Genomic DNA, 20,397 nt, shown 5'->3' with positions numbered 1-20,397 from the left:
AACCTACATGAGCACCGCACTTCGAAGGTGAACGCAAGATTCGATGTCGAATTCGCTTCCTGACTTGCTTCGTGATCAAAAACCGACTGTTTAAACTTCCTCTTAAAGGGTATTAAATTATATTTATTTATACGCCAGTGGCGAGGGAATGTCAACCGTCATTTGTGCAGTCCGCAAGACACCGCACCCCGTTTTCTGGTACAATCTAAGGAACATATGATCGAATCTTGATGACGGGAGAGGGACATCCGTGAAAAATAAAAAGGCCTCCAAACTCGCGCTCGCCGGCATCGGCGTGCTTGCTGCCGCCACTGTCGTGGTCATAGGCTTATCGCCGTGGGACAAGGCGACATCGGTGCCGTCGCCCGTTGTGGCGACGCCGGCGCCAACCCCGCCGCCGCGCGAGGCGGTGGCGTTTCACATGCAGGACTGGGATCGCGGCTGGGTGAAATACGCCGACGGCATGGTGCAAACCAAGGATGGCGGCGCCACGTGGACCGAGGTGCCGGCCGCGGAGGCCGCGCTCGTGGAAGCGGGCGGCCCTGCGGTGTCCCCTGCGGCAGGAGCGCAGGGGGCTGAGGTTGCGCCGGCTGCGATCCCGGCGCTGCTGAGCCTCGAGACCGGCGCGGAGCCGGCCTCGCTATCGCTGCCGCAGCCGACAACGGTGCTGCTGCGCGGGACAGAACTGCCGGTGAAACAGGCGCAGTTCCTGACGCCGCAGATCGGCTGGGCGATGCCGCCGAGCGTGAAGCCTGAGGGCCGTCCGCTGCTCGTGACGGTCGATGGGGGGGCGTCATGGAGCGATGCCATGACGGAGGACGTCAAGGCGGCGATCCTCGGCGCCAAGACGCACCTGCTCCAGCTGCAAGCGGAGGCGGGCGTCTATGCGTCCGAGGCGGACGCCAAGGCGGTGATGAGCGCGGGCTGGAAGCTCATCCCGGACAAGGCTGCACCGGGCGACGCGGTGCTGGTGCGGCACAAAGAGCCCGGCACGGTGACGTGGCAGGGCAAGACGTATACGCTGCAGCCGTACGGCGCCGGCTACTTCACGTATTTGCCGATCGGCATGAGCGCGAAGCCGGGCACGTATCCGATCGGCGACCAGACGCTGACGGTCGTCGCCAAGAAGTTTGAGACGCAGTATTTGCAGGTTACGCAGGAAATGGAAAGCATGAAGCAGGATACGGCGCGGATCAATGCCGATCAGAAGTTGATCGATGCGGCGCGGAGCAAGTCGGAGCCGACATTTCTTTTCCAGGGGCCGTTTGTGAAGCCCATTGAGGGGATTCTGACGACGCCGTACGGGTACACCCGCTATGTAAACGGCAAATTCGACAGCTCCCATATGGCGCTGGACTTGGCCGCGAAGCAGGGGACGCCGATCAAGGCGACGAATGATGGCATTGTCGTGCTTGCGGACCTGCTGTATTTGACCGGCAATTCCATTTATATTGATCATGGGATGGGGCTTTTTTCGCAATATGCGCACCTGTCGGAGCTCCGCGTGAAAGCCGGTGATCACGTGAAGCAGGGGGATATTATCGGGTTGGTCGGGACGACGGGCTTTTCGACGGGGCCGCATTTGCATTTTACGTTTTGGGCGCATAATGTGCAGGTGAATCCGGATTTGTTCTTTAATACAACGCCGTTCCGGTGGATGAAGGTTGGGAAGTAGCATGACGGTGGCGATTCAAATTTCGGTGCGTTCGCTCGTGGAATATGTGTTCAGCAGCGGGAGCATTGACACGGGCTTTCGTAGCGCCAAAGCGCTGACGGACGGGACCAAGGCGCACCAGAAGCTGCAAAAAGAATACGGGCCGGGCGATGAGCATGAGGTCTATGTGTCGGCGGACATTGCGCATGAGGGGCTGGTTTTCACCGTTGATGGCCGATGTGACGGTCTGCTGCTGGATGAAGATGGCGAGACGCTGATCGTGGATGAAATCAAGTCGACGTCGCTCGGCCTCGACACCATTCCGGAAGATGGATACCTCGTTCACTGGGCACAGGCGAAATGCTATGCTTACATGATTGCGAAGGAGCGCGGATTGTCACGGATGGCGATTCGACTCACCTATTTTCAGGTTGAGTCGGAAGAGGTTCGGCGCATGACGGTTTACGCGAACGTCGGGGAGCTGGAGCAGTTCGTACACGATTGCGTCGCCGGCTACTATCCGTATGCTCGTTTGCAGACGGCGAATCGGGAGCAGCGGGACGGAAGCGCGGGGGAGCTCGCTTTTCCGTTTCCAAATTACCGGGAAGGGCAGCGGAAGCTGGCGGGCGCGGTGTACCAGACGATCAAGGAGGGGCACAAGCTGTTCGCCAAGGCGCCGACGGGCATCGGCAAAACGATGTCGACGCTGTTTCCGGCGGTGAAATCGTTCGGCGCGGGCGGGGTGCAGCGGATTTTTTATCTAACGGCCAAGACAATTACCCGCACAGCGGCGGAGGAAGCGTTGGCGCTCTTGGAGACGCGGGGGCTGAAGCTTCGCGCGGTGACGCTCACGGCGAAAGAGAAGATGTGCCTGAAAGACGAGGTGCGCTGCACGCCGGAGTATTGCGAATTTGCGGACGGCTACTACGACCGGGTAAACGAAGCGGTGCTCGATATGCTCGGGCATGAGACGCTGATGACCCGGGAGGTCATTACGGCGTATGCGCGCAAGCATCGTGTATGCCCGTTTGAGTTCTCACTGGATGTGGCGTATGCCGCAGACGCGGTGATTTGTGACTATAACTATATTTTCGACCCGCGGGTGAATTTGAAGAGGCTTTTCGACGAGCATAAAAAGGGGACGGTGCTGCTGATCGACGAGGCGCACAATCTGATCGACCGCGCGCGGGAGATGTATTCGGCGGAGTTGACGAAGTCGCCGTTTCTGGCGTTGCAGCGGGCATATAAGGGCGTGCGGCCGGAGCTGGCGGACGCGGCGAAAGGGCTGAACAATTATTTCATCGCCCTGCGCAAGCGGTGCGGGGAGGAAAGCCGGGTCGACGTGGAGCTGCCGACGGACCTGATTGCGCTGCTGGAGGTGTTCCTGGCGGCAGCGGAACAAGAAATGGCGCTCGGCGCAGCCGCGGGAGGCGCTGGGGATGAGGCGGAAGCGGAGACAGCGGCGGCGCTGCGGGAGGCGTTTTTTGCTGCGCATAACTTCGTGCGCATCGCAGGGTTGTACGACGAGCGTTACATGACGCTGTCATCGGTGGACCGCAGCGAGGTGAGCGTGAAGCTGCTCTGTTTGGACCCCTCCCATCTGCTGGGCGTGATGGGGAAGGGGTACCGGTCGCAGATTCTCTTCTCTGCGACGCTTTCGCCGCTGTCCTATTACATGGACATGCTGGGGGCAGGCGAGAACGGCTACTCGATTACCGTGCCGTCGCCGTTTAGCCGGGAACAGCTGGACGTGAAGGTCCAGCCGGTGTCGACCCGCTATCAGGATCGCGAGCGCAGTAGCGGGAAGATTGCGCAGACGATCGTGAAGCTGGTGACGGAGCGGGCCGGCAATTATCTTGTTTTTCTCCCTTCCTACGCTTACATGAGCGTGGTGTATGAGGCGTTTACGGATGAGCTGATGGCGTGGCAGAACGCGCAGGTGGAGGCTGGCAAGCCGGACGGACAGCCGGAGCTCGACGTCTGGGTGCAGCAGGCCAAAATGTCCGAGGAAGAGCGGGAGCAATTCCTTGCCGCTTTTCAGGCGGATTCGGCGAAGACGACAGTAGGCTTTGCGGTCATGGGCGGCATTTTCTCGGAAGGCATCGACCTTGTCGGCGATCGGCTGACCGGTGTCGTCATTGTCGGTGTTGGCATGCCGCAGCTCGGGCCGGAGCGGAACTTGATCAAGGACTATATGGACACCGAGGGCAAAAACGGCTTCGACTACGCCTACGTCTACCCCGGCATGAACAAAGTGCTGCAAGCCGGCGGGCGGCTCATCCGCTCCGAAACGGATCACGGCGTGCTGCTGCTGATCGACGACCGGTATGTGCAGCCAAGGTATCGTTCGCTGCTGCCGGAAGAGTGGCGCGATTACGAGCTGCTGCCCGCGCGGGGGTAGCAGATGGAATGAGGACCGGGGGCGCAAGCTTCCGGTTTTTTGCTATTCGTGCGCTGATCCTCTCGTCCTGCTATAAAGAAGCTAGTTCGGCGATCGAGTGGCAGGCTAGGGGAGGTAGCTAGTAAGGCGTAGAGTGGGAGGTAGGTAGAGTAGCAAGTCTGGTGTGAGGGGAGCGGTCAGGTTGGAGTAGCTAGTTTAAGGTGATAGTGGAAGGTGAGAAGAAGTAGCTAGTTGGCGATCGAGTGGGAGGCAGCAGGAAGGAGTAGCAAGTCTAATGTGAGGGTAGCATGAAGGTAGGAGTAACTAGTTAAAGATAAGAGTGGCACTATAGAGGAGGTAGCTAGTTTTGCGCCAGAGTAGCAAAGAGGAAGACAGCTGGTTACACGCAAGGGTAGCACCATGTAGATTAGCTAGTTTGAAGGACGCAGCAGTTCCTCAGGCTGCGACCCGCCGCAGAGGATGTAAGCGCATGCAAACCCTCTTATTCTTGACTATAGCGGGTTTAGCTGCCCATTAAAGGGGGCAAACCCCTCTTATTTACTCGGATCGCATGGAAATTGGCCTGCCAAGCGCCGGTTAGCCATGGTTTGCCCCCCTTATTTCGCTCCAATCCGCCGCTGAACGCAAAATAAGAGGGGTGTACCCCTCTTAAATCTGCCTTCACAGTCACTGCCGCCCGCTTACAGCGGCCCTATAGCGACATCTCGTAAATCTTCAACACATCGTCCCGCGTTAACTTGCGGAAGTTGCCGAAATCGCCGTAGATCATGGCTTTATCAGCCATGGATTCAAACGTCGTGTTGTCGATGTCGTAATCCGCCAAACGCGCCGGTGCGCCGATGCGGGTGAAGAACGCCCGCAGTGCAGCAATGCCTTCCTCCGCCACCTGCTTATCCGTTTTGCCCGCGGCGTCGATATCAAACACACGCTGTGCGAACTGTTTGAACCGCGCGACATTCGCGTCCAGGTTGTGCGTCATCCAGTTCGGGAACAGGATGGCGAGGCCGCCGCCGTGCGGAATATCATGCACCGCGGATACCGCGTGCTCCAGGTTATGCGTCGCCCAGTCGCCGCGCACGCCCATGCTGAGCACGCCGTTCAGCGCCATGGTACCGCAGTACAGGATGGTGCCGCGGTGCTCGAGGTTCGTCAGATCTTCCAGCAGGTGAGGCGCTGTGTCTATGACGGTGCGAAGAATCGTTTCGCAGAAACCGTCTTGCACCGGAGAGCTCGCATCGTGGTGGAAATATTGCTCAAACACGTGTGACATGATATCTACGATACCGTACACGGTTTGGTTAGCCGGCAGGGAGACGGTGAACGCCGGATCGAGAATCGAGAATTTCGGGAACGCATGCGGGCTGCCCCAGCCGAGCTTCTCTTTTGTTTCCCAGTTCGTGATGACAGAACCGGAGTTCATCTCCGAGCCGGTCGCCGCGATCGTCAGCACCGTGCCGAGCGGCAGGGCATCGGTCGCAACTGCTTTGCGGCGCACGATGTCCCAGAAGTCGCCGTCATATTTGGCGCCGACGGCAATCGCTTTGGCGCAGTCGATGACGCTGCCGCCGCCGACCGCGAGAATGAGGTCGATGCTGTTGCTGCGGCACAGCTCCACTCCGCGGTGTACGGTCGTCAGCCGCGGGTTCGGTTCGACACCGGCCAGTTCGGTGATCGTGGCGCCGAGCCCTTTTAACAGCTCAGTCACCTGGGTGTATAGGCCGTTTGCCTTAATGCTGCCGCCGCCGTATACGAGCAAAACATGCTTGCCGTATTTCGGCACCTCGACAGACAGCTTCTGCAATTGATTTTGACCAAAATGCAAGGTAGTCGGATTGTGGAATGTAAATGCGTGCATGGGAACCCTCCTTGAACATGGTAGGCGGCTGTTGAAAGTAAGCGACCTTATTTATTATTGTATAGAAGTGTGCAGCAAAAAACAAAATGGCGCCTTTCGAGCGCGAGAGGATGGAAATGGATGGCCAAACTAGCTCCCTACCTATACAGCCACAACGCCAGAGAACAGGCGGCATTTTATGCTGCTGCGCTAGGCGGCGAAATTGCCCGCGTGCAGACGTATGGCGAGATGCCGGGAACCCCGGACGCTATGAAAGACCGCATTCTGCATCTGGAGCTGCAGGCGTTGGGGTTGAAGGTTTTTATGGCTGACGCCGGGGTCACTCCTGCGGAACGTGGGTCCGGCATGGACCTAGCGCTTGTATTTCAGGATGAGGCCGAGGCGGCACGGATTTTCGAGAATCTGTCGGAGGGCGGCGAGGTGATCATGCCGTTTGAGCGGATGCGCTGGGGCACGATGTTGGGCCGGATGAAGGATGCCTATGGCGTCACTTGGCAGATCGCCACAGAGCGCGAATAGAAGAGGGGACCGTCAGGGAGTGGCGGTTCTTTTTTACCACATAAGAATTTATAAGTTTCCTATACCCGGAAGAACAAATTCTTATTGGCGATAAAAACTACCTTTAAAACGCGGTCGCACATCCTCGAAGGACTTCGATAGAAGTTTTTCTCACATGAATTTGTAAACGTAGAAGCGTTCAAAAAAGATGAAGGAACCGGTCTCCTTTATCCCCGACTCTCCGTCCCGAGCTCCCTCCTCTTACGCCTGTAGACCGATTTGAAGCTGTTTATATTCCGTTTAAAATAGGGGAGTAAGATGCTCTTATCGCCAGTCACCCGAGAGGGGGCTGCATAGTGTCGAAGACGAAGGAGTGGAGATACATGGAGAGAAACACAGGAAAAAAAGAAAAACCAAAGAACGATTGGCGCGGATTCTTTCGCTTGTTGATGGGGGCGAAGCCGCCAAAGCTGCTGTTGGCGATTGCGCTGTCGCTTAGTGTGATTTCAACACTGGTGGGGCTGGTCATCCCGATGTTCACCAAAAACGTCGTCGACAGCTTCTCACTGTCCTCGCTGAACTGGATGCAAATCGCCGGTATGGCGCTTGCTTTTGTCGGGTCGGCGGTTGCCGCGGGCGTGTCTACGTATTTGCTGAACTACGCCGGGCAAAAAGTCGTCGCCGGTATCCGCGACCGCCTCTGGAAGAAGCTGCTCGTCCTTCCGGTGCGCTACTACGATAATAACCAGACCGGGGATACAATCTCCCGGATGACGAACGACACCGGCATCATCAAAGGGCTGATCGCCGAGCATATGGCCGGGTTCGTCACAGGCTTGATTTCGATTATCGGGTCGATTGTCGTACTGCTTTATATGGATTGGAAAATGACGCTGATCATGTTCAGCATTTTCCCGATTGCGTTTCTGATCTTGTTTCCGCTGGGTATGCAAATGTATAAAGTGTCCAAAGGCCTTCAGGCCGAGACGGCCGGCTTCACCTCCATTCTGAGCCGTGTGCTGTCGGAGATCCGCTTGGTGAAAGCGGCCGGCGCTGAGCCCGTTGAATATCGCGAGGGCAGCGAGGGCATTCAGAAGCTGTTTAAATTCGGCTTAAAAGAAGGCCGCATCCAGGCCCTTATGTCGCCGCTGATCACGTTCGTTATGCTCATGTTGTTCGTTGTGCTGTTCGGCTATGGGGGTGCTCGTGTCGCATCCGGCGCGATCTCGGCGGGTCAGCTGGTCGCCTTCATGCTGTATTTGTTCCAGATCGTGATGCCGATTACGCAGCTTACGCAATTTTTTACGCAAATGCAAAAAGCGATGGGCGCCACCGAGACGATTCTCAAGGTGCTGGATCACGAAGAAGAGGATCCGCATGCCGGTTTGCCGGTGATGAATGCGGCACAGCCGCTGCATTTTGAACATGTGACGTATGGGTATAAGGATGAAGAAGCCGTGCTCAAGGACGTCAACTTCACGATGGATGCGGGCAAGGTGACCGCGATTGTCGGGCCGAGCGGCAGCGGCAAAACAACGATGTTTTCCCTGTTGGAGCGGTTTTACACTAGCCATGAGGGTACAATTCGGCTGGGCGCTAACCGCATCGACGACTTCTCGCTCGTCTCCTGGCGCAGCCAGATCGGATACGTGTCGCAGGAGAGCCCCCTCATTGTGGGGACGATCCGCGACAATATCTGCTACGGCCTCCAGCGGGAAGTGACGCAGGAGCAGCTCGAGCGGGCCGCGGAGATGGCGTATGCGGACATTTTTATCAATGAGCTGCCGGAGAAGTATGACACTGAAGTCGGCGAGCGCGGTATCAAGCTGTCCGGCGGGCAGCGGCAGCGGATTGCGATTGCGCGGGCCCTGCTGCGCGATCCGAAAATTTTGATGCTGGACGAAGCGACGTCCAGTCTGGACAGCAAGTCCGAGGTTGTCGTGCAGCAGGCGCTGCAGAACCTCATGCAAGGGCGCACGACGCTCGTCATTGCGCATCGTTTGTCCACGGTCGTGGACGCCGACCAGATCGTCTTCCTGGACAAAGGTGTCGTGACCGGCATCGGCACCCACCAAGAGCTGCTGGAGTCGCACGAGATGTATCGCGAGTTCGCCACCCAGCAGCTGCAGATTCAAGAGCAGCTTATCGCGGAGCATTCGCCTTCTGCACTGCTTTCATAAAGGAAGAAGCCCCAAGGGTAGGAGACCCTTGGGGCTTTTGCCTGCTTGCTAAGCTTGCGTCGTCTTCCTTGCCTGGCGAGCATCGTCCCACAAAGGGCCGATGTAGGTGTCCAACGACTTCATGACGTCGTCTCTTCGTCTCTCATCGACGTTCACCGTGTCGTGCAGAATCGCATTTCGAACTTGAATGAGGGCAAATAAAGGGGGCAGTTCAGCACTGCGAAGCGCCTTAATCATGCTTTCTTCCTGTGGCGTGATGTCCATCGCGTATTCGCTTCCTTTCCAGGGGATGAACTCATTATAAACACTTACATTAGTGAGAGGGTCAAGCGAAAAAAGCTAAAGCAACGTGTTTCCTCAGGTATTTATCGAGGCATAGAGCGGTGGAGAGATAAAATTCCTGCGAAAAGGCAGGAACCTTCTCTTGAATAAGCTGTTTTTAGCCCAATACCTGCGGAAAGGCAGTTTTTTTCGCGGAGTCCGCACTGAGAAGGGGGGCCCGTCAAAAATTCCTGCGGATTCGCAGGAATTTGATCAAATCAGGGGAGGATTGAGGGGAATTCCTGCTTTTTTGCAGCTTTCTCAGCCCGATCCGACCCGCGCCTTCATGCATCCACTCCTTCGGGATCACTCCAACCTGGCATATGAGGGAGCTGGTTGACGAGAAAGCAAACTCCCCTTAATTTTCCTGACTAACGAAGGAGCGCGCCCCGCCGCGTCGAATAGGAAGATAACGATATGATCAAAGGAGATGCGGAGATGGACAAGGTACGTTGGGGAATTATCGGGTGCGGCGACGTGACCGAGGTAAAAAGCGGGCCGGCCCTGCAAAAGGCGGAGGGTTCGGAGCTTGTCGCTGTCATGCGCCGAAATGGCGCATTGGCGGAGGATTACGCACGGCGGCATGGCGTGCCGAAGTGGTACGATGACGCGGAGGAGCTTATCAGCGATCCCGAGGTCAATGCGGTTTACGTGGCGACCCCGCCGGGGTTCCACCACGCGTATACGCTGCTTGCGGCAAAGGCCGGAAAGCCCGTTTATGTAGAGAAGCCGATGGCGCGGAACCATCGGGAATGCCTCGAGATGATCGCCGCGTGTGAGGCGGCGGGCGTTCCGTTATTCGTCGCCTATTACCGCAGGGGGCTTGAGAAGTTCAATGAAATCAAGCGCCTGTTGGACAGCGGTGTGATCGGCGATGTGCGGTTCGTGCACAGCAGCTACCTGCAGCAGCAGCGCAGCTACGAAGTCGAACCGTGGCGCGTGCAGCCGGAGCTGTCCGGCGGCGGCTTGTTTGTGGATCTGGCGAGTCACACGCTGGATGTGCTCGATTACCTGTTGGGGCCGATCGGCGAGGTGAAGGGCTTTGCCCGCAATCAGGCCGGAAGAGGCCAGGTCGAGGACATCGTGACGACAAGCTACGCGTTTGAGTCCGGCGTCATGGGCACGGGCGTGTGGAGCTTCAGCGCCCATAAGCATGAGGACCGCAACACGATTGTCGGTGATCGCGGCGCGATTACCTTTTCTACGTTCAGCGGAGATCTTCAGGTAGAAGACGCGGAAGGCAATGTGCACAGCTTAAACATTCCGAATCCGCCTCATGTGCAGCAGCCGCTCATTCAGACGGTGGTGGACGAGCTGCGCGGCGTCGGCTTATGCCCGAGCACAGGCGTTAGCGGCGCGCGGACGAATCGCGTGATGGATGAGCTGCTCAGGGATTTTTACCGGATGTAAGCCTAGACACATGATCAGCAAATACCCTCTGGCAGACCTGTTAGGGTGCTCAGAGGGTATTTTTGCAGCATATGAATCCTAACCGCCGTTTTCCTGGATGACGTTCTGGATTTTCTGCAGCCGAATGTATTCGCTCTTGGCGATTTGTGGGCGGAAATACGCGTACAAATAGGCGGCATCGTGGAATGCCAGTCCGGGATAGCAGACGACTTCCTGCACGGCGTGCGGGTTATCCATGATCACTTGCCACTCGCCGGTGCGGTCGGAGGGCGCGATGACGGCATAGACGTGCTTTTTAGCGGCGACGGTGGCTTCGAGCTCCGCCCAAATGCGCTCCCACGAGGGGCTGAAGGCGACGGGCTCGGGAAAAAGTCTTTTCGCTTTGGCGATGGATTGTTCCAGATTCTCGATGTCCTCATCTTTCGCCTGTTTGATAGCTTCGGTCAGGCTGTCCAGCAGTCTCCTGAATCCGGCGTACCCTTCGGCTGTAACTTCCTGTTTGAAGGCCTCTTCCGCTTCCGCGGTGGTCAACTGCGTGAAATCCGTTACTAGGCTGTTGCGCATGCTCGGCACCCCTCCATACGGCTTCTTTTCCAAAATGTATCATAAAATTTTTCCCGAAGAAAGCACCTATATACACGCTACCTAAGAAATGTGCGTGGTTTAAATTGAGTTCATAATTTTCGTGTAAGCTAAGGCTATCGAAAAGGTAAAGCGAGGCTGAGGAATATGGCACCCATTATGATTGTGGATGACGATCCGTATATTCGCGAGTTGATCCGCGTTTTTATGATGAAAGAGGGCTTCGAGGTGGTCGAAGCGGAGGACGGCGTTCAGGCGCTGGAGAAGCTGCAGACCGTCCAGGTCGATCTGATTATTATGGATATTATGATGCCCAATATGGATGGCTGGGCGCTCTGCAAGGAGCTGCGCGAGCATTACGATATCCCACTGCTGATGCTGACGGCTAAAGGGGAAATGTCGCAAAAGGTCAAAGGCTTCGAGCTCGGCACCGACGATTATCTGGTGAAGCCGTTCGAGCCGATGGAGCTGGCGATGCGGGTCAAGGCGCTGCTGAAGCGCTACAAAATCGCATCCTCCCAAACGATTCAGGTTGGCGATCTGACCATGAATCGCAAAACGTACGAGCTGACGGTCGGCGACGAGCGCATTACGCTGCCGCTGAAGGAATTTGAGCTGCTCTACAAGCTGGCGAGTTATCCGGGTAAAACCTTCTCCCGCGATCAGCTCATCGAGCAGATCTGGGGGTTCGATTACGAGGGCAACGAGCGCACGGTCGACGTGCACATTAATCGGCTCCGCGAGCGGTTCCCAGAGGATCGGCACACGTTCCGCATCGCAACGATTCGTGGGCTGGGCTACCGGATGGAGGTCGCGAAGCCATGAGCGGACGGGATGTGGAGGCGCCGCAGCGGCTTCGTGCGGAGCGCGAGCGGAAGCGGGAACAGCGGCTTGCTCGGAAAGAGGAGCTTAAACTGGCCAGGCGGCGCAGTGATGGCAGGCATGGCGATGGATCTCGCGGCGGCCACAAGAAACTGACGGCGAAACAGATTTTGGGATCAATCGCCTTTACGATGGCCATTTTTCTATTGATTACATTTTACTGGATTTGTGTTTTCTATCTGACAGACTGGCTGTATGCGTACTGGCAGAAGCGGCCTGCTGAGGTCGTCGCGCAACTGATCAATTCCGTCGGCGGGATGCTTCTCTGGGGCGTGACGATGTCGATTTTGGGTCGGTTTTTCCGTAATAAGCAGATGGAGTTCTATAAAACCTTGATTGAAGCGATGCGGCGGATGGCGCGAGGAGATTTCAATGTAAATGTGGAAGTGAGTCCGCCGAACGGGGCATTTAACGAAATTGTGCACTCGATCAATTATATGGCGACGGAGCTCGGGCAGCTCGAGCAAATGAGACAGGAGTTCATCTCCAACGTTTCGCATGAGATTCAATCGCCGCTCACGTCGATCAGCGGGTTTTCTCGCGCATTGCAGAACGAGCAGCTTTCGCCAGACGAGCGCCAGCACTATTTGACGATCATCGAGACGGAATCGATGCGGCTTTCGAAGCTGAGCGACAACCTGCTGAAGCTGTCGTCCCTGGAGTCGAAGCATCACCCGTTCGAGCTGCGGTCTTATCGGCTGGACAAACAGCTGCGCAATCACATTTTGGCCTGCGAGCCGCAGTGGGTAGAGAAAGATATCGAGATGGATGTAGAGCTGGATGAGGTAATGATCACGGCGGATGAAGACCTTTTGAGTCAGGTGTGGACGAATCTGATCCATAATGCGATCAAGTTTGCGCCGCAGGGAGGCGTCGTTGGCGTGAAGCTGAGCAGCGGGGAGAACGAAACGATTATTCGTATTTCGAATAATGGCGAGCCGATCGCGGAGGAGGATTTACCGCATATTTTTGAACGGTTCTATAAAGGGGATAAGTCGCGCAACCGCACCCAAGGCGGCAACGGGTTAGGGTTATCGATTGTGAAAAAAATTATCGATATGCATCAAGGCTCCGTGAGCGCCGAGAGCGATGGGCAGAAGGAAACGTGCTTTATCGTTAGACTGCCGCATGTGGAGCAAGGACTGAAAGTCTAAAATACACGACAGAGGCCACCGCTTATCCAAGATAACCGGTGGCCTCTACATTTCGCTATACATATTCAATTGACCCTGCACACGCTCCCATCAGCTGTTGCTAACAACTTCGACATGAACCAGTGACGTTTCCTTTCCTCAGAAGTGGGTGGATATGATGGTTTTGGATTCCCACATGCCGATTGAACGCGACCCGCGGTTCAGCGCCGATTCCTCCTGTCGATTGAAGGAAGGCGGGCATGCTTCGCTAACGTGGTCCATTGGACTATCCCCTTTCAGCGGTTAGAGATATTCCGGGCTCATGAGGAGCAGCTTCGCGTTCCGTACAGCTTGTCCATCGCTGAGCTCATATTTAGAATAGCCCAATATTAAAGTTTTGTAAATATTCAGATTATTCGGATAAAGGCGAAAAACGATCGCATTTTGCATGTTTTTGGGCGCATGCGACCGTTTTCTTTGTTTTTGGCAAGTATTCGACAGGCAGTATGGACGGCGAAGTAACGGAAGAGGAAGCGGATAGACGCTAATTGCACGGATTTGGCTTATTTGCGGTGTCAGAGGGATTGAGGGGCCTTGAAATTCACGAAGATAACGGCGTATCGTTCCGCAAACCAGGTTGGCGTGTGGAAAAGAAAAGTTATGTTACGCAATAAACGTTCGGCGAATGAGAAATTGTTTGCAAAGGGAGCCTTTAAAAAGGAGTGTGCCCTGGTCGCCTTCTCGCAGTCGGAGAAACAGAGATTTATCGATCCAGAATTCCTGCCGGCTGCCGTCAATGAATTGAAACGTCGCATAGTACGTCGTCCCGATTCGCGGATCGTTCGGCGTGCCGACCTGCACGCGTTTGCCGACGAGCCTGCAGGAGCAGTGATGGATGCCGGGCTCAGGGTATGGATGGGAGGTCCAAGCCAGGAGCGACTTGATGACGGTGAATAGAAAGACACCTGCCGCAACGAGCAGCACGACCATAAAAATGCTTAAAAACAGAACACTGTGGGTACCGCTCGGCAAACTGTCATCACGGAAGCTATCTAACAACATAGAAGTCACTCCTTTGCTAAGATTGGGGTGGAAATCGACGAATTACAAAAACTGTTTCACAAAGCGATAGCCGTTCTCTTGGGAACCGATCAGCGCATTGTCGGCATGACGAGGATCTGCAGTTAAAGCGCCCGGTTCGGACGGCAGACAGGAAAGCCACCATATGCCGGAGCATCCGTGATCACTCGCCAATTGTTCCGCAAAGTCGGCCAGTTGCTGCCGCGGCGTCGCTTCGGCCAACAGGGATGCTTCGCCGAACGTGACCGCCGTCCCTTCGCTGCGACGGATGCGAAAGCCCAATGTGCCTTGCAGGCGACCGTGCTCTACATACACGTAGAGCCTCTCATCAGGGAGGTCCAGCATGTTGAGCAGTCGGCTTGCTACGTGAATGGGAGAGATGGTTTTGCCGGTTAGGTTGATGATGAATTCAGTAATTAACTGCGTGTCTTGGGAAGTTGCTTCGCGAATGGTGTGCGTCATAATGATCCTTTCTTCGATCGGAGTCAGCCTGATCATAGTTCTCGGGTAACCTAACGGACGTGTTGGAATTGTTGAGGCTCTATTTAATTATACCATATATTGGAACATAAGTTCTATATTTATCTAAAAAAGGAATTTATTAATAGTGCATGCCAATAGACCGGAAGCCGCGCTGCAGCAGCCCGGCCTCCGGATTGGCTCTCCGATTCATGCCCGCTCGAGAATGGTGTTCAGCGTCGTACGGTCACTGGCCTGCACAAGCTTCACGAGCAGCTCTTTCGCGGCGGCGTAGTCGTCGACGTGCAAAATCGACGTCGACGTATGGATATACCGCGCGCATACGCCGATGACCGCGGATGGGATGCCGCGCCCCATCATGTGCACCTGCCCGGCGTCCGTGCCGCCGCCGGAAATGAAGAACTGATAAGGGATTTTGTGCGTCTCCGCCATATCCTGAATGAACTCGACCATCCCGCGATGCGTAATCATCGTCGGGTCGAAGATGCGCAGCAGGGCGCCGCGGCCCAGCTGCCCGAAAGCGCTGCGGTCGCCGGTCATATCCCCGGCGGCGCTGCAATCGAGCGCGTAGAACAGGTCCGGCTGAATCATCGTCGCAGCCGTCCTGCCGCCGCGCACGCCGACTTCCTCCTGTACGGTCGCACCGGCGTACAGGACGTTCGGGAGCTTCGGCCCGCCGTGAAGCTCCTTGAGCAGTTCAATCGCGAGACCGACGCCGTAGCGATTGTCCCAAGCCTTGGCCATAATCCGTTTCGGATTGGCCAGCGGGGTAAACGGGCAGATCGGCACGATCTGCTGCCCGAGCTTGACGCCGAAGCGGAGCGCTTCGGCTTTGTCTTCCGCGCCGATGTCGATGTACATCGTCTTGATGTCGGCCGGCTTGCTGCGCGCAGCCTCGTCCAGCAAGTGCACGGGCACGGAGCCGATCACCCCGATGATCGGTCCCTGCTCCGTCATGATCTGCACGCGCTGCGCGGGCAGCACTTGGCTGAACCAGCCGCCGAGCGGCTGGAATTTCACCGTGCCGTGCTCGGTGATGCCGGTGACGAGGAAGCCGACTTCGTCGAAGTGGCCGGCCACCATAATGCGCGGTCCGCTCTCGTCGCCTCGGACGACGCCGAACAAGCTGCCGAGGCCGTCCTGGACGAACTCGTCGGTATATTTGGCTAACTCGCCGCGGACAAAAGCGCGGATTTCCCGCTCAAAGCCGGGCGCCGCCTGCATTTCGGTCAATGTTTTAAAAAGCGCTAACGTTTCCGCATTCATAGAAAAACCTCGCTTACATGGAATAGAAAAGACGAGAATTATTTTACCACATTGGGCTTCGGAACACTCGGTAAGGAAAATGCCTATTTACAAAACTAATAACATTAGTTATTATACTAATATAAAAAGCGAAATGGGAGGCGTTCAGTTATGAAAGTGACCAAACATGGATATTTGTATCAAGTGGCGTTTATGCCGAGATTTTTTCCGGTGAATTGTTACCTCCTTGAGGAAGAAGCGGAGTTGACCTTGGTGGATGCGGCCCTGCCTTTCAGCGTGAAGGGCATCCTGCAGGCGGCGGCGCACATTGGAAAGCCGATTACGCGGATTGTCCTGACCCATGCGCATGGGGATCATGTAGGGGCATTGGACGGCCTGAAGCAGGCTTTGCCGGATGCAAAGGTGTATATCTCGCGCAGGGACGCGAAGCTGCTGGCCGGCAATAAGGAGCTGGAGGCGGGAGAGCCGCAGCTGCCGATCAAAGGCGATGTGCCGAAAAGTTTAAAGACGCGCGCCGACGTGCTGTTGTCCGAAGGTGACCGTATCGGCTCTTTGCAAGCCTGGGCGACGCCGGGACATACGCCGGGCTCGATGGCGTTTCTGGATGTGCGCAGCCGAGCGCTGATCGCCGGAGATGCCTTCCAGGTGCGGGGCGGTATGGCGGTTGCCGGCGTCGTGAAGCCATGGTTCCCATTCCCGGCCTTTGGGACGTGGAGCAAGGAAGTTGCGCTGGAAAGCGCGCGCAAACTAAGAGCACTGGAGCCGAGTTTGCTGGCTGTCGGGCACGGGCGTATGATGGAGAATCCGGCTGCGGGGATGGATGCGGCCATTGAAGAAGCCATGATCAAAATCGGCGGAGCTTCAGCTACGGTATAGAAAAAGGAGTTCGATGACAAATGGCAGCAAGACCGGGACTAGATCCGGAAGCGGTATTACAGGCGGCGATCGCTTTAGCGGACCGTGAGGGGCTGGAGCAGCTCTCGCTGGCTTCGCTGGCCGCCGCATTGCATGTGAAGACGCCCTCTCTCTACAATCACATTAAAGGCCTGCCCGATTTGAAAAGGCAGCTGTCCCGCCGAGGCCTCATCCTCGTGAAGGATGCGATGGTCGAGGCCGTCATCGGCAAGTCGGAGGATGCTGCGTTGCTGGCGGCGGGGCTGGCCTACGTCGGCTTCGCACGGAAGCAGCCGGGGCTGTACGAGGCCGTCACGGCGCCTCTGACGGATTACGAAGATCCGGAGCTGCAGGAGGCGGGTGCGCAAGTCGTCAGCTTCCTGCTGAAGCTGCTCGCGCCGTATGGCCTGAGCGAAGAGGACGCGCTGCACGTGGTGCGGGGGTTCCGCAGCCTTGTGCATGGCTTCGCTTCGCTGGAAGGACAGAACGGCTTCCGTATGGGGCTTGACCGGGATGAGAGCTTGCGTCGGCTTTTGCAGACGTATTTGCTGGGATTGCGGGCGGGGAGCGGCAGGAAGTGAGTTGCCGGCTAGGAGAAGACAGGCTTCCTTAATGGATGTCCGAGGGGACAGCAAGTTGTCGGGTTAAGGAGGCATGATCCAACGGTGTCAGGTGAAGAGGTTGGAGGAGCCGCTAGTATCCCAAGAGGACCTTAGTAAGACGCACCTAAGAAGGTCCTTTGAGATAGTTAAGAGTGTCTGGCCCCTCTTAGCTGAGCGAAAATGGCCAATTTCCGCAAGTTAGAAGGGGCTAGGCCCTTTTAGTTCTAGTTATTTTGCGGAAACCGGCTTGTATTGCTGCCATTAAGGGTGTCTGGCCCCTCTTAGCTGAGCGGAAATGGCCAAATTTCGCAAGTTAGAAGGGGCCAGGCCCTCTTAGTTCTAGCTATTTTGCGGAAACCGGGCTGTATTGCTGCCATTAAGAGTGTCTGGACCCTCTTAGCTGAGCGAAAATGGCCAATTTCTGCAAGTTAGAAGGGGCTAGGCCAGGCTTGACGCAGCAAAGTAAGGTGCGAATGAACAGGCCGGACGTCTGAGTATAAAGAATGCATCAGTTGAGCAACTGATGCTGCACCCTGACCTGGAAATGTTCCAGTTCATTTCAGGGGAAAAGGCAGAAGCGAGTGCATAAACTGGAATTTCTCCAGTTTGTTAGCGCACTTTCGGGTATTTTCGGCGCAGTGAGCGGAATGGGCTGGAGGTTTTCCAGCTCAGTGGACGTCCAGGGTACATTAGTGCCAAATGAACGGGAGGTTTTCCAGCTCAGTGGACGTTCAGGGCGCATTGGCGCCAAATGAACGGGAGATTTTCCAGGTGAGCAGTGGAGAGTACTCCCCGCTCCTCGCTCTTCGCCTACGCCTCACGCACCGGCGGCTCGCAAGCCTCTACCGGCAGGCCGGTATCGACCAACCCGGTGTCGATCGCCCGCCACAGGTACAGCGAGGCGTAGCTGCGGTAAGGCGCCCAGCCCGCGCCCGCCTCTGCGGCGACGGCGAGGTAGTTGCGGTCCGCGCGTTCCGGCAGCGCGTGGAGCCAACGGGCGGCGCGCTGCAGCCCGGCGTCGCCGATGGACAGGACATCGGGGCGGCCCAGCGTGAAGATGAGGAACATCTCCGCCGTCCAGACGCCGATGCCTTTGACAGCCGTCAGCTGCTTCAACAGCTCGGCGGAGTCCAGCGCTTCCAGCTGATCCAGCGCGACGTCTCCGCTCAGCACTTTGGCGCTGAGGTCGCGGATGTAGCGGATTTTGGGGTAAGAGACGCCGCACTGGCGGATGGCTTCCTCGTCGGTGGCCAGCACGTGCTCGGGCGCGATTTCCGGGATGAGCGCGTTGACGCGGTTTTTGATTGTCAGGGCGGCTTTCGCCGAGAGCTGCTGGGAAATAATCGACAGCACGAGCGATTCATACGGGCGGAAGCTGGGCGTGAGCGTAATGTCGCCGAGCAGCTGGATCAGCCGTCCCAGCTTCGGATCTGCTTGCGACAGCGCGAGAATGGCGGGATGCTGGGCGTGAAGATAGATAGAAGAAGGCTGGGCTAAGGGCATGGCAATTCCTCCTGATCTAGCGTTACGGATGACGGAGCCGTTTATTTTCATTGTAAAGCATCCAAGCCCGGAAACCAATGAAAGCGAAGTCATTGACATATCGTCCCTGCGTTCTGTACAATACAAGTAAGTTAATAACTGTGACGGAGATCGGGAGACTCACTTTGGATTGCCTTTTTAAAGAGACGGCATATCTTGAGTGAGTCTTTTTGTCTGCGGGTGAGGGGGGAGAAGCATGGAGCTGCAGGATCAGCGCATTTTGCCGGCCATTCGGAAAATGAAAGATTTAGAAAAACTGATGAGATCCCCATACACCTACATCGTGCTCCTGGACAGTCACATTGGGCAGCTCAAAAGCATCGTCGATCTCAGCCGCGCCCATGGCAAAAAGCTGCTGCTTCACGCCGATCTCATCGAAGGGCTGAAAAACGACGAGTACGCGGCGGAGTTTCTCTGCCAGAGCATCCGGCCGGCGGGGATCATTTCCACGCGGGGCAGCGTCATCACCAAGACGAGGCAGAACGGCCTGCTTGCGATTCAGCGGCTTTTTCTGTTGGACAGCTCGGCGCTCGAGAAGAGCTACACCCTGCTTGAACGCACCCAGCCGGACTATATTGAGGTCATGCCGGGCGTTATTCCGCACATTATTCGCGAGGTGAAGGAGCGGTCGGGCATTCCGATTTTTGCGGGCGGCTTGATCCGTTCGGTGGACGATGTGGAGCAGGCTCTGAGCGCAGGCGCGACGGCGGTGACGACGTCGAATAAAGAGCTGTGGCAGCATTACGAAGGGGCAGGCAAAGGGTAAAGGTACGGGATATGTACCGAAGTCCACCCCATAGTACAAAAAGGAGGCCCTACTAATCATGACAACGGGTTCCAAGCCCTCGTATATCTTATCTCTGGATCAGGGGACGACGAGCTCCCGAGCGATTTTATTCGATCATCAGGGCAGTATCGTGCATATCGCGCAGCAGGAGTTTACGCAGTATTTTCCGCAGCCGGGTTGGGTGGAGCATGACGCCAATGAAATATGGCTGTCCATTCAGGGCGTGATCGCCAAATTGCTGGCGGAGTCCGACGTGCAGCCTGTAGAGATTGCAGGCATCGGCATTACGAATCAGCGGGAGACGGCGGTCGTCTGGGATCGGCATACGGGTATGCCGGTGTACCATGCGATCGTGTGGCAGTCGCGGCAGACGGCGGACATTTGCGAGGAGCTGAAAGCGCAGGGGCTGAATGATCTTTTCCGCGAGCGGACAGGACTCTTGATTGATGCCTACTTCTCGGCGACCAAAATCAAATGGATCCTCGATCACGTCGAAGGCGCGCGCCAGCGGGCGGAACGCGGGGAGCTGCTCTTCGGCACGATGGATACGTGGCTCATCTGGAAGCTGACCGGCGGCAAAGCGCATGTCACCGATTATTCCAACGCATCGCGGACGCTGATCTACAACATTCATGAACTGCGTTGGGATGATGAGCTGATGGAGCATTTGGGCATTCCGGCGGCGATGCTGCCCGAGGTGCGTTCCTCGTCCGAGGTCTACGGGCATACGGAGGAAAATCTGTTCTACGGCGCGTCGATTCCGATTGCGGGTGCGGCGGGGGATCAGCAGGCGGCGTTGTTCGGGCACTGTCTCTTATACACATCTCCGA

19 protein-coding genes are annotated in these 20,397 nt (G+C 56.5%); 12 read left to right on the top strand and 7 right to left on the bottom strand.

Going from position 1 to position 20,397, the window contains the following annotated elements; translation table 11 throughout:
• Nucleotides 1–250: 250 nt before the first annotated feature.
• On the top strand, nt 251–1,675 hold the full coding sequence (locus EJQ19_RS16095) for a M23 family metallopeptidase (RefSeq protein ID WP_126142264.1): 1,425 nt from the start codon (nt 251–253) through the stop codon (nt 1,673–1,675).
• A gap of 1 nt (nt 1,676) precedes the next feature.
• Nucleotides 1,677–4,055 (top strand): ATP-dependent DNA helicase, encoded by a 2,379-nt coding sequence (locus tag EJQ19_RS16090; RefSeq protein ID WP_126142267.1) that lies wholly within the window; start codon nt 1,677–1,679, stop codon nt 4,053–4,055.
• Nucleotides 4,056–4,746: 691 nt separating this feature from the next.
• On the opposite strand, the gene EJQ19_RS16085 is transcribed toward EJQ19_RS16090, so the two are convergent.
• Entirely contained in the window at nt 4,747–5,910 is a 1,164-nt protein-coding gene (locus EJQ19_RS16085) for an iron-containing alcohol dehydrogenase (protein ID WP_126142263.1), read from the bottom strand.
• 120 nt (nt 5,911–6,030) lie between these two features.
• Between EJQ19_RS16085 and EJQ19_RS16080 the strand changes: the two genes are divergently transcribed.
• Nucleotides 6,031–6,429: a VOC family protein gene (locus tag EJQ19_RS16080; RefSeq protein ID WP_126142262.1), complete on the top strand. Its 399-nt coding sequence runs from the start codon at nt 6,031–6,033 to the stop codon at nt 6,427–6,429.
• 362 nt (nt 6,430–6,791) lie between these two features.
• Nucleotides 6,792–8,588: an ABC transporter ATP-binding protein gene (locus EJQ19_RS16075; RefSeq protein ID WP_126142261.1), complete on the top strand. Its 1,797-nt coding sequence runs from the start codon at nt 6,792–6,794 to the stop codon at nt 8,586–8,588.
• A gap of 48 nt (nt 8,589–8,636) precedes the next feature.
• Here EJQ19_RS16075 and EJQ19_RS16070 read toward each other — a convergent pair whose 3' ends face one another.
• On the bottom strand, nt 8,637–8,852 hold the full coding sequence (locus EJQ19_RS16070; RefSeq protein ID WP_126142260.1) for a hypothetical protein: 216 nt from the start codon (nt 8,850–8,852) through the stop codon (nt 8,637–8,639).
• 474 nt (nt 8,853–9,326) lie between these two features.
• Between EJQ19_RS16070 and EJQ19_RS16065 the strand changes: the two genes are divergently transcribed.
• Entirely contained in the window at nt 9,327–10,319 is a 993-nt protein-coding gene (locus EJQ19_RS16065) for a Gfo/Idh/MocA family protein (protein WP_241242938.1), read from the top strand.
• 78 nt (nt 10,320–10,397) lie between these two features.
• Here the strand turns inward: EJQ19_RS16065 and EJQ19_RS16060 are convergent, their stop codons facing one another.
• Nucleotides 10,398–10,883: a hypothetical protein gene (locus tag EJQ19_RS16060; RefSeq protein ID WP_126142259.1), complete on the bottom strand. Its 486-nt coding sequence runs from the start codon at nt 10,881–10,883 to the stop codon at nt 10,398–10,400.
• A 165-nt stretch (nt 10,884–11,048) separates the two neighbouring features.
• On the opposite strand from EJQ19_RS16060, the gene EJQ19_RS16055 reads away from it, so the two are divergent.
• From EJQ19_RS16055 to EJQ19_RS32865, 3 genes are all read left to right on the top strand, one after another.
• Nucleotides 11,049–11,726, top strand: coding sequence for a response regulator transcription factor (locus EJQ19_RS16055; RefSeq protein WP_126142258.1), 678 nt, complete (start codon nt 11,049–11,051; stop codon nt 11,724–11,726).
• Nucleotides 11,723–12,937: a HAMP domain-containing sensor histidine kinase gene (locus EJQ19_RS16050; protein WP_241242937.1), complete on the top strand. Its 1,215-nt coding sequence runs from the start codon at nt 11,723–11,725 to the stop codon at nt 12,935–12,937. The genes EJQ19_RS16055 and EJQ19_RS16050 overlap by 4 nt, the downstream gene beginning before the upstream one ends.
• A gap of 154 nt (nt 12,938–13,091) precedes the next feature.
• The gene (locus tag EJQ19_RS32865; protein WP_277600951.1) at nt 13,092–13,223 is read left to right on the top strand and encodes a hypothetical protein; all 132 of its coding nucleotides are present in this window, start codon (nt 13,092–13,094) and stop codon (nt 13,221–13,223) included.
• A gap of 356 nt (nt 13,224–13,579) precedes the next feature.
• On the opposite strand, the gene EJQ19_RS16045 is transcribed toward EJQ19_RS32865, so the two are convergent.
• From EJQ19_RS16045 to EJQ19_RS16035, 3 genes are all read right to left on the bottom strand, one after another.
• A complete protein-coding gene (locus EJQ19_RS16045) occupies nt 13,580–13,978 on the bottom strand; it encodes a DUF2500 family protein (protein WP_126142257.1) in 399 nt (132 codons plus the stop codon).
• 42 nt (nt 13,979–14,020) lie between these two features.
• On the bottom strand, nt 14,021–14,494 hold the full coding sequence (locus EJQ19_RS16040) for a hypothetical protein (protein ID WP_126142256.1): 474 nt from the start codon (nt 14,492–14,494) through the stop codon (nt 14,021–14,023).
• A gap of 171 nt (nt 14,495–14,665) precedes the next feature.
• Complete coding sequence (locus tag EJQ19_RS16035) at nt 14,666–15,742, bottom strand: M42 family metallopeptidase (RefSeq protein WP_126142255.1); 1,077 nt, start codon at nt 15,740–15,742, stop codon at nt 14,666–14,668.
• Between the two features lie 150 nt (nt 15,743–15,892).
• Here EJQ19_RS16035 and EJQ19_RS16030 point away from each other — a divergent pair, with 150 nt between their 5' ends.
• Both EJQ19_RS16030 and EJQ19_RS16025 read left to right on the top strand, forming a co-directional pair.
• Nucleotides 15,893–16,618: an MBL fold metallo-hydrolase gene (locus EJQ19_RS16030; protein ID WP_126142254.1), complete on the top strand. Its 726-nt coding sequence runs from the start codon at nt 15,893–15,895 to the stop codon at nt 16,616–16,618.
• A 20-nt stretch (nt 16,619–16,638) separates the two neighbouring features.
• A complete protein-coding gene (locus tag EJQ19_RS16025; RefSeq protein WP_126142253.1) occupies nt 16,639–17,217 on the top strand; it encodes a TetR/AcrR family transcriptional regulator in 579 nt (192 codons plus the stop codon).
• Between the two features lie 831 nt (nt 17,218–18,048).
• Here EJQ19_RS16025 and EJQ19_RS16020 read toward each other — a convergent pair.
• On the bottom strand, nt 18,049–18,741 hold the full coding sequence (locus tag EJQ19_RS16020; protein WP_126142252.1) for a DNA-3-methyladenine glycosylase family protein: 693 nt from the start codon (nt 18,739–18,741) through the stop codon (nt 18,049–18,051).
• A gap of 235 nt (nt 18,742–18,976) precedes the next feature.
• Between EJQ19_RS16020 and EJQ19_RS16015 the strand changes: the two genes are divergently transcribed.
• Together EJQ19_RS16015 and EJQ19_RS16010 are read left to right on the top strand one after the other, a co-directional pair.
• On the top strand, nt 18,977–19,546 hold the full coding sequence (locus EJQ19_RS16015) for a glycerol-3-phosphate responsive antiterminator (RefSeq protein WP_126142251.1): 570 nt from the start codon (nt 18,977–18,979) through the stop codon (nt 19,544–19,546).
• 58 nt (nt 19,547–19,604) lie between these two features.
• Nucleotides 19,605–20,397: FGGY family carbohydrate kinase (locus EJQ19_RS16010; protein ID WP_241242936.1), on the top strand; the 793-nt coding region annotated here is incomplete at its 3' end.

Source organism: Paenibacillus whitsoniae (assembly GCF_003955665.1).
Taxonomy (GTDB): Bacteria; Bacillota; Bacilli; order Paenibacillales; family NBRC-103111; genus Paenibacillus_E; species Paenibacillus_E whitsoniae.
The sequence above is the reverse complement of the archived record's forward strand: the minus strand, read 5'-3'. Positions and strand labels throughout refer to the sequence as shown.

Excerpts from the sequence above, each read along its gene's own strand:
- EJQ19_RS16090 (WP_126142267.1), top strand. The coding sequence starts at position 1,677 with ATGACGGTGGCGATTCAAATTTCGGTGCGTTCGCTCGTGGAATATGTG.
- EJQ19_RS16085 (WP_126142263.1), bottom strand. The coding sequence starts at position 5,910 with ATGCACGCATTTACATTCCACAATCCGACTACCTTGCATTTTGGTCAA.
- EJQ19_RS16080 (WP_126142262.1), top strand. The coding sequence starts at position 6,031 with ATGGCCAAACTAGCTCCCTACCTATACAGCCACAACGCCAGAGAACAG.
- EJQ19_RS16075 (WP_126142261.1), top strand. The coding sequence starts at position 6,792 with ATGGAGAGAAACACAGGAAAAAAAGAAAAACCAAAGAACGATTGGCGC.
- EJQ19_RS16070 (WP_126142260.1), bottom strand. The coding sequence starts at position 8,852 with ATGGACATCACGCCACAGGAAGAAAGCATGATTAAGGCGCTTCGCAGT.
- EJQ19_RS16065 (WP_241242938.1), top strand. The coding sequence starts at position 9,327 with ATGATCAAAGGAGATGCGGAGATGGACAAGGTACGTTGGGGAATTATC.
- EJQ19_RS16060 (WP_126142259.1), bottom strand. The coding sequence starts at position 10,883 with ATGCGCAACAGCCTAGTAACGGATTTCACGCAGTTGACCACCGCGGAA.
- EJQ19_RS16055 (WP_126142258.1), top strand. The coding sequence starts at position 11,049 with ATGGCACCCATTATGATTGTGGATGACGATCCGTATATTCGCGAGTTG.
- EJQ19_RS16050 (WP_241242937.1), top strand. The coding sequence starts at position 11,723 with ATGAGCGGACGGGATGTGGAGGCGCCGCAGCGGCTTCGTGCGGAGCGC.
- EJQ19_RS32865 (WP_277600951.1), top strand. The coding sequence starts at position 13,092 with ATGATGGTTTTGGATTCCCACATGCCGATTGAACGCGACCCGCGGTTC.
- EJQ19_RS16045 (WP_126142257.1), bottom strand. The coding sequence starts at position 13,978 with ATGTTGTTAGATAGCTTCCGTGATGACAGTTTGCCGAGCGGTACCCAC.
- EJQ19_RS16040 (WP_126142256.1), bottom strand. The coding sequence starts at position 14,494 with ATGATCAGGCTGACTCCGATCGAAGAAAGGATCATTATGACGCACACC.
- EJQ19_RS16035 (WP_126142255.1), bottom strand. The coding sequence starts at position 15,742 with ATGAATGCGGAAACGTTAGCGCTTTTTAAAACATTGACCGAAATGCAG.
- EJQ19_RS16030 (WP_126142254.1), top strand. The coding sequence starts at position 15,893 with ATGAAAGTGACCAAACATGGATATTTGTATCAAGTGGCGTTTATGCCG.
- EJQ19_RS16025 (WP_126142253.1), top strand. The coding sequence starts at position 16,639 with ATGGCAGCAAGACCGGGACTAGATCCGGAAGCGGTATTACAGGCGGCG.
- EJQ19_RS16020 (WP_126142252.1), bottom strand. The coding sequence starts at position 18,741 with ATGCCCTTAGCCCAGCCTTCTTCTATCTATCTTCACGCCCAGCATCCC.
- EJQ19_RS16015 (WP_126142251.1), top strand. The coding sequence starts at position 18,977 with ATGGAGCTGCAGGATCAGCGCATTTTGCCGGCCATTCGGAAAATGAAA.